We start from the raw sequence: 8,404 nt of genomic DNA on the forward strand, positions 1-8,404 counted from the left end.
TTGTTATTTTTCCTGATGCTGCGAAAAGGCGTCTAAAAGATTTTTAATATATTCAATGCGTTCTAAACGTTGCAAGTCAAATTTGAGCAATTTTAATCTATTTGAACTTTCTAAGCGATAATTTTTTGGTTCTTTTTGAATTAGTGAGATCAAATAATCAATGGAGATGGTATTATTAGTACCAAATTCAATAAAACCACCTTTTTCACCAAATTCGATCTTACTAATACCCAGTTGTTTGGCATGATAACGGATTTTGGTGGTTTCTAATAAAAACAATACTGCATCCGGTAATTGACCAAACCGATCGCGCATTTCCACTTGGATTTCGGTTAATTCATCAAGATTTTCAATACTCGCTATACGTTTATATAGTGACAACCGAGTGTTAACATCAGGAATAAAGTCATCCGGAATTAAAGTTGGTAAACGTAATTCTATTTCTGTTTGTTGGTTATTCAGCAGTGATTCCAAAGTCGGTTCTTTACCTTCTTTGAGTGATTTGACCGCATCTTCAAGTAGCTCGATATATAGATTAAACCCAATAGTTTCAATTTGGCCGCTTTGATCGCTGCCTAGTAATTCACCGGCACCACGAATTTCCAAATCATGAGTGGCTAAGGCAAAACCAGCGCCTAAATCTTCTAATGAAGCAATCGCCTCTAAACGTTTTTTGGCATCTTTAGTTAAAAGTTTCGGGTGTGGGGTTAATAAATAGGCATAGGCTTGATGGTAAGAGCGTCCAACTCGCCCACGTAATTGATGTAATTGGGCTAAGCCAAATTTGTCGGCACGTTCAATGATGATGGTATTGGCATTGGGAATATCAATACCGGTTTCCACAATAGTTGTACAAACTAATAAATTAAAGCGTTGATGGTGAAAGTCATTCATAACACGCTCTAAATCACGTTCATGCATCTGTCCGTGGCCAATGGCAATACGCGCTTCCGGAACCAGTTCTGCTAATCTTTGTGCGACGTTCTCAATGTCGGAAACATCATTATGTAAATAATAAATCTGACCTCCACGCAAAATTTCCCGTAATATCGCTTCCCGAATCACCAGATCATCATATTCTCTCACAAAGGTTTTTACTGCTAAGCGCCTGGCTGGCGGTGTGGCAATGATAGATAAATCGCGCATGCCACTCATGGCCATATTTAGCGTGCGCGGGATAGGGGTAGCCGTTAAGGTTAATATGTCAATATTAGCTCGCATCGCTTTAATACGCTCTTTTTGGCGTACCCCAAAGCGATGTTCTTCATCGACAACTAACAGCCCCAGATCTTTCCATTTAACCTCTTCTTGTAATAACTTATGGGTGCCAATAACGATATCTATTTTACCATCAGCCAGAGCTTTGATGATCTCTTGTTGTTGCTTGGCTGTTTTAAAGCGTGACAAGCTTTCAATGCGGATTGGCCAGTTAGCAAAACGATCACAAAAGCTCTCATAGTGTTGTTCGGCCAGTAGTGTCGTCGGTACTAAAATAGCGGTTTGTTTGTGATTTATTACTGCTAAAAAGGCGGCTCGAATAGCCACTTCGGTTTTACCAAAGCCGACATCGCCACAAACTAGCCTATCCATCGCAAGTGGTGAGCACATATCACCAATTACCGCACCAATAGCATTTTGTTGATCTTCGGTTTCTTCATAGGGGAATGCTTGGCTAAATAGTTCATATTGTTCACGATCTTGCTTAAATTTAAAGCCGGGTTTGCTCTCGCGTTCGGCATAAATGTCGAGCAATTCTGCCGCCACATCACGTACTTTTTCCGCCGCTTTTTGCCTTGCTTTGCTCCACGTATCGGTACCGAGTTTATTCAGTGGGGCATTTTCTTCATCACCACCTGAATAGCGACTAATTAAATTTAGTGACGAAACTGGCACATATAGTTTGGTGTCATTAGCATAAAGTAAAATAAGATATTCAGCGGTAATGCCACCTGTTTCCAATGTGGTTAATCCGGCATAACGCCCCACACCATGCTCTAAATGCACTACTGGTTTACCCGGCGTTAACTCCGCTAAACTACGAATCAGTGAATCAGTATTGATGGATTGTTTGTTGTCTTTTTTACGCCGATTAATACGTCGTCCTAATAACTCATTTTCGGTTATAAAGGCAAAATTATCTTGTTGATTGATAAAACCTTGTTCGCTAGCACCAATCATTAAAGCAAAGCGATTATCCAGCGTGTCTAATTGCGTTAAATGCGTTATTGTGGTGGGATGAATACGAATGCGCCCCAAAATTTCTTGTAATGCCTCTTTACGGCCTTCTGATTCAACCGAAAATATAATCTTGCCATCAAAATCGTCAATAAATTGTTGGAACAAGGCATAGGGATTTTTTTGTTGGATCTCAATCGCCAGTTCCGGCAAAGCAATATAGGGTAGATTAATATTTTTATTAGCTTTAGTTAATGTCTCATTAGCTAAAATGATGCGTGGGTATAATTTAAAATTAGCAAAAATTTCATCCGTTTTCGACCAGATCACTGCCGGCGCTAAAAGTGGGCGCATTGGATCTACTTTGCGACTTTCATAACGTTGATTAATATCTTGCCAATATTTATTGGCATATTGTTCAATATTAACAGTATTGATAATTAAGGTATTTTCCTGAAAATAGGTAAACAGCGGGGTTAAAGGCTGATCAAAAAACAGTGATTGCCAATACTCAATTCCTGTAGGCAAAATGTTTTTGCTGACTTGTTGATAAATGCTTTCCGGTTCTAACCTAACCGGAAACTTTTCTCGCCATTGACTGCGGAATAGTTCAATCGCTGTTTTATCAAAAGGAAATTCGTGTGCCGGTAGCAGTTGAATTTCTTCGATTGCACTCAGCGTGCGCTGACTTTCAACATCAAAAGTGCGAATGCTATCAATTTCGTTATCAAAAAAGTCGATTCGATAAGGAGCTTCACTCCCCATCGGGTAAATATCGAAAAGCGCGCCACGGGTGGCATATTCGCCATGTTCCATAACTTGACTGACCGAACGATAACCGGCATTTTCCAATTGTAGCCGCAAGTGTTCACGGCTTATTTGCAGTCCTTGACGCATAAGAAAAACATGACCACCTAAAAAACTGGGCGGACACACTTTTTGCATCAAAGTGTTAATAGGTAGAATCAACGCGCCTTTTTGTAATTGTGCCAAGTGGTAAAGGCAAGATAAGCGTTCCGACACAATATCTTGATGTGGCGAAAAACTATCATAAGGCAAAGTTTCCCAATCGGGGAAATAAATCGCTGGGAAAGTGGAGAATTGTTTTAATTCATTATGAATGCGCGTAGTTTGTTGCATATCGTCAGTCACAATTACCACTAAACCATCATGGGCATCGATAACTTGCGCACAGATTAGCGCTAATGAAGATCCGACAAGTTGCCCCAACTGTTTGACTTCATCTGCTTTTTTAGGAATTAAGGTAGAAATGTTCATTGTATTAGACATGATAAATGCTATTAATATCGCTATGAAATTTAGCGACAGATTATAACGTAATTAGATGGTTGTTTTCTATAACAGTTTAATCCTGTATGATAAGCACTTTGCAGTTAATGAGTAAAACTTTGTAAAAAAGTTTCAGGTGTCATATACGTTTATGTCAAGAATATTTCATCCATTAGTATTTTATATTGGCTTACGCTATGTTTACGGTCAAAAAAGTGATGGTTTTGGTCGTTTTGTGTCATGGTTATCAATGATTGGGATCATGTTAGGTTCGCTGGGATTGATCGTGGTACTCTCGGTGATGAATGGTTTAGAAGACCAGATGCAGGGGAATATTTTAAAATTTTTACCACAAGCGCAAATAACCTCATCACAAGGTCGAATCGATCCTAATATCATTGCTAGCGATCAATTTAACAAAATTGATGGCGTTAAACATGTGGCACCTTTAGTGACTAGCGATGTGGTATTACAAAGTGAACAAAGTATCACCGTTAGTACCCTCATGGGTATTAACCCAGAAGGTGAAGATCCAATTAGTGATTATATATATAATGGATCGATTTCCGATCTACAAGCTGGTCAATATAATATTATTATTGGTCAAAGTTTAGCCGAACAATTAGGCGTGGCAGTTGGCGATAAAATTCGTTTAATGGTCACCGACGCCAGCCAAATTACACCAGTTGGGCGTATCCCTTCGCAACGTTTATTTAGAATCAGCGGTATTTTTTCAGTTAATCATGATATTAATCAAGCATTAGTTTATGTTAATCAATCTGATGCCAGGAACTTATTGCGTTATCCAAGTAACACTATCACAAGTTGGCGACTATTTTTAGATCAACCGCTAAATATTGGTACAGTGACCGCCACGCCATTGCCAGACGGCTTAATTTACAAAGACTGGCGGGAAAAACGTGGTGAATTGTTCCAAGCGATTAAAATGGAAAAAAATGTAATGGGCTTGTTGATTAGCTTAATTGTGATTGTTGCTGCTTTTAATATTATTACTTCATTAAGTTTGTTAGTAATGGAAAAACAAGGAGAAGTTGCCATTTTGAAAACTCAAGGTTTATCACGTTGTAAAATCATGTTGATTTTTATCATTCAAGGCGCCAGTTCAGGTGTGATTGGTACACTATTGGGGAGTGTGTTAGGGCTGCTACTCGCTTTTAACTTAAATGATATTATGCAGGTGCTAGGTTTATCATTTGCAGGCATTCAATTGCCTTCATTAGTTGAATCAACACAAATAGTTTTTATTATTATTGGGTTGCTTATGTTATCGTTAATTTCAACCATTTATCCGGCTTACCGCGCTGCCAATATTCAACCAGCTGAGGCGCTACGTTATGAATAATTCCGAAATACTATTATCAGCCAAAAATCTTTATAAGACTTATAAAGAAGGTAACATGACTACTGAAGTGCTGAAAAATGTCTCGTTTGATATTTACTCAAAATCTTTATTGGCGATTATTGGTAGTTCAGGTTCTGGTAAGAGCACCTTATTGCATCTTTTAGGGGGATTAGATAAACCCACTTCCGGTGAAATTATTTTTAAATCACAACCACTCAATCAATTATCGGAACAACAAAAAGCGCGCTTACGCAACCAAGAGATTGGTTTTGTGTACCAATTTCACCATCTATTACCTGATTTTTCGGCGTTAGAAAATATTGCCATGCCGTTATTGATTGGCGGTGTGGCGGCTAATGAAGCCAAAAAAAGGGCTCTATCCATGTTGGAATCGGTTAATTTAGTTAAACGTGCCAATCATCGCCCTTCAGAACTCTCAGGGGGGGAACGTCAGCGTGTAGCCATCGGCCGTGCCTTGATAAACAATCCAGCGTTAGTGATGGCAGATGAACCAACCGGAAATTTAGATAAATCTACAGCTGATGCTATTTTTGATCTGCTAGTCAAATTGAATCAAGAACATGGCACTGCATTTTTAGTGGTTACCCATGATTTGGCTTTAGCTAAAAAACTGGATAAGCAATTGATTATGAATGATGGTCAATTACTAGATGGTTCATTATCCAACAGCAGGTTAATGGACAATTAGTATGAATTTATCATTAATTACTGCCATAAAATTCCGTAAAGGACGCCGTAAAAGTGGCATGGTGTCTTTAATTTCGATTATATCGACCTTGAGCATTGCAATTGGTATTGCTGCGTTGATCATCGGCTTAAGTGCTATGAATGGTTTTGAACGTGAGTTAAACAATCGCGTATTATCCGTAATACCAAACGGTCAATTTTATGCACCATATGGTAACTTAGATAATTGGCGACATGTGCAGCAGCAGTTACAAAAAAATAGCAATATTGTATCTACAGCGCCATTAATTAGTTTCGCTGGGCTGATTGAAAATGGGAGTAAATTAAGCGCAGTTGAAGTACAGGGTGTAGATCCACAGCAAGAAACAACAATTAGTGCATTACCTAAATATGTATTAAATGATAAATGGCAAACCTTTAAGGCGGATAACCAACAATTAATTATTGGTGCTGGTTTGGCTGAGCGTTTATCAATTAAAGAGGGTAGTTGGGTGAGTTTATTAATACCCGTTGCCAGTGGATCAAATCAACTTAAACCACCCAAAAGAGTGCGTTTACAGGTTGTGGGCATTTTAGAACTAAGTGGAAGTTTAAGTAATAACGTGGCACTAATTCCACTGACCGATGCTCAAAAACTATTGGATATTGGTGACAGTGTCACTAGTGTAGTGGTTAATGTTAACCACGTCTATCAGGCTAATCAAATTATTAGTCAAGCCGCCTTAAATTTAGATCAAAATCTTATGTTTACTAGTTGGGAATATTCGTTTGGGTTTATGTATCGCGATATTCAAATGATACGGCAAATCATGTATTTAGCGATGATTGTGGTAATTGGTGTAGCCTGTTTTAACATTGTCTCAACCTTAGTGATTGCTGTTAAAGATAAACAACGCGATATTGCTATATTAAAAACACTCGGCGCAACCAATCAATTAATTAAACATATTTTTATTTGGTATGGGGTTATTTCAGGATTGATCGGCAGCTTAATGGGGGTGATTTTAGGCGTAGTATTAGCATGGCAACTTTCCAATATTATGGCTGTGATTGAGTCGATTATTGGTTATAAATTATTAAATGGGCATATTTATTTTATCGATTTTTTACCGTCTGAGATCCATTTATTGGATGTGGTGATTGTGTTTATAACCGCTATGCTATTAAGCTTAATCGCTAGTTATTATCCAGCCAAACGGGCTTGCAAAATTGATCCGGCACGTATTTTAAATAGTTTCTAATTGCTTTACTAAATTAGACAAAAAGCGCTGTATGAAGTATCACATCAGCGCTTTTTTTATTTATATTAATGCTTTTTATATTAATATTAATCGTAAAAGACGCCTGATATTTGATAATGCATATAACCCAAATATAAAAAAATCATAGCCATAATAAAAACGAGGCTAACAATGATAATTGTTAATTTGCTCGGGTAATTAAATGTTCTTAAACAAAAAGTAACTATAGCGCCAAGAATAAATCCTGTGGCTGCGCCACCAATATGTGCCATGTTATCAATTGTCGGTAATAATCCTAATCCAGCAGTTAAAATTAAACTCACAATAATAGATTTAATAGGCATCTGTGCAATATTAGCACGATTAATTATGGAAAATGCCAGTAGTGCGGTAATAATCCCTAGAATAGCTCCTGACGCCCCACAACTAATAACATTATGATTAATTGTAGCAATATCACTAGCAAGACTACCAAATAACCCCGAAAGTAAATAGATACCAAGAAAAGCAAAAGGTGGGATAAGTTTTTCTAAGATGCTCCCCACACTCCACAAAGCAAGCATATTCAAGGCGAGGTGAGTAAAACTTATATGCATAAAAAGATTGGTAAACATCCGCCAATATTGACCAGCAAAAGTTAATTGCGACACATCTGCGCCCCAATCAATTAAAAATTCATTTTCATGAAAAGGCATAAATCCACGCACATCAAGTATTCGTGAAATAAAAAACCAGCCAATATTGATAACAACAAGTGCACTAGTAATTTTGGTTTGCTTGGCTAAAAATAAGGTATTTTTCAAGAAGATCATAGTGAAACAATTCCTTTAGGATAAGTCAATAATCTGAATTATATACAATAAGGCTTAATTTAAATGTTTACCCAAAATGACTAAATCACGAGGCACGCTGTCGAGTTCAGCAACAGCTGGAAATAATCCCCATTGCTGATATTGCAGTTTGGTAAATAGTTTAATGCTAGGTAAATTATGGCCAAATACATAACTTAATATGGCTTCAATACCAACTTTACCGGCAAATTGTTCAATCGCCGTTACCATAAATTGACCAATACCTTTACCACGAAAATCTTGATGGACATACAAGCTGATTTCGACAGTTTTATGATAAGCTGGGCGACCATAAAATGACGATAAACTTACCCAACCACAAGCTTGATTTTGATATTTGATTAACCAAAGCGGTCTATTTTGTGGGTTATGTTGATAAAACCAATCTAACTTACTTTGTATTGTCACTGGAGCGGTATCAGCAGTAACCATACGACTAGCTATGGTTGAATTGTAAACTTCAACAATAAATGGTAAATCATCTAAAGTAGCATTGCTATAAGTGATCATAAGGGTTTAATTGCAATTAACTGTAAAATTAATATTGTAATGACTTTGTTCAAAGCTAGCAATGCTTGTACTTGAATTCAAATACTAAGTGCGAATCTTAATAAAAATAATGGTGACAATAAAAAAGGTAAGTCATTTATAATGATGAATCTGTCACCGTTCAAAGTTGAGATTGCATCATGAAATATAAACAACTTACCTGTAAAGAAAGATATCAGATTTCATACCTAAAGGGTATGGGTATTAAGAAAAAAATCATAGCTCAA

6 protein-coding genes are annotated in these 8,404 nt (G+C 37.2%); 3 read left to right on the top strand and 3 right to left on the bottom strand.

Annotation, left to right across the window (positions count from 1 at the left end; translation table 11 throughout):
• Nucleotides 1-3: 3 nt before the first annotated feature.
• Complete coding sequence (mfd, locus tag Q0K76_RS05265) at nucleotides 4-3,465, bottom strand: transcription-repair coupling factor (RefSeq protein ID WP_294612477.1); 3,462 nt, start codon at nucleotides 3,463-3,465, stop codon at nucleotides 4-6.
• 160 nt (nucleotides 3,466-3,625) lie between these two features.
• On the opposite strand from mfd, the gene lolC reads away from it, so the two are divergent.
• From lolC to lolE, 3 genes are read left to right on the top strand one after another with little or no spacing between them, the layout of a single operon-like run.
• Nucleotides 3,626-4,828, top strand: a complete 1,203-nt coding sequence (gene lolC, locus Q0K76_RS05270; RefSeq protein WP_363322401.1) for a lipoprotein-releasing ABC transporter permease subunit LolC — start codon at nucleotides 3,626-3,628, stop codon at nucleotides 4,826-4,828.
• A complete protein-coding gene (gene lolD, locus Q0K76_RS05275) occupies nucleotides 4,821-5,537 on the top strand; it encodes a lipoprotein-releasing ABC transporter ATP-binding protein LolD (RefSeq protein WP_294612483.1) in 717 nt (238 codons plus the stop codon). Before lolC ends, lolD begins: the two co-directional genes overlap by 8 nt.
• On the top strand, nucleotides 5,533-6,777 hold the full coding sequence (lolE, locus tag Q0K76_RS05280) for a lipoprotein-releasing ABC transporter permease subunit LolE (protein ID WP_363322402.1): 1,245 nt from the start codon (nucleotides 5,533-5,535) through the stop codon (nucleotides 6,775-6,777). The genes lolD and lolE overlap by 5 nt, the downstream gene beginning before the upstream one ends.
• An 86-nt stretch (nucleotides 6,778-6,863) precedes the next feature.
• On the opposite strand, the gene Q0K76_RS05285 is transcribed toward lolE, so the two are convergent.
• Nucleotides 6,864-7,589 carry a rhomboid family intramembrane serine protease gene (locus Q0K76_RS05285; RefSeq protein WP_294612489.1) on the bottom strand — a complete coding sequence of 242 codons (726 nt, stop codon included), beginning with the start codon at nucleotides 7,587-7,589 and terminating at the stop codon, nucleotides 6,864-6,866.
• A gap of 54 nt (nucleotides 7,590-7,643) precedes the next feature.
• A complete protein-coding gene (locus tag Q0K76_RS05290; RefSeq protein WP_294612492.1) occupies nucleotides 7,644-8,138 on the bottom strand; it encodes a GNAT family N-acetyltransferase in 495 nt (164 codons plus the stop codon).
• Nucleotides 8,139-8,404 lie beyond the last annotated feature (266 nt).

Origin of the sequence: uncultured Gilliamella sp. (genome assembly GCA_945271295.1) — a bacterium.
Lineage (GTDB): Bacteria > Pseudomonadota > Gammaproteobacteria > Enterobacterales > Orbaceae > Gilliamella.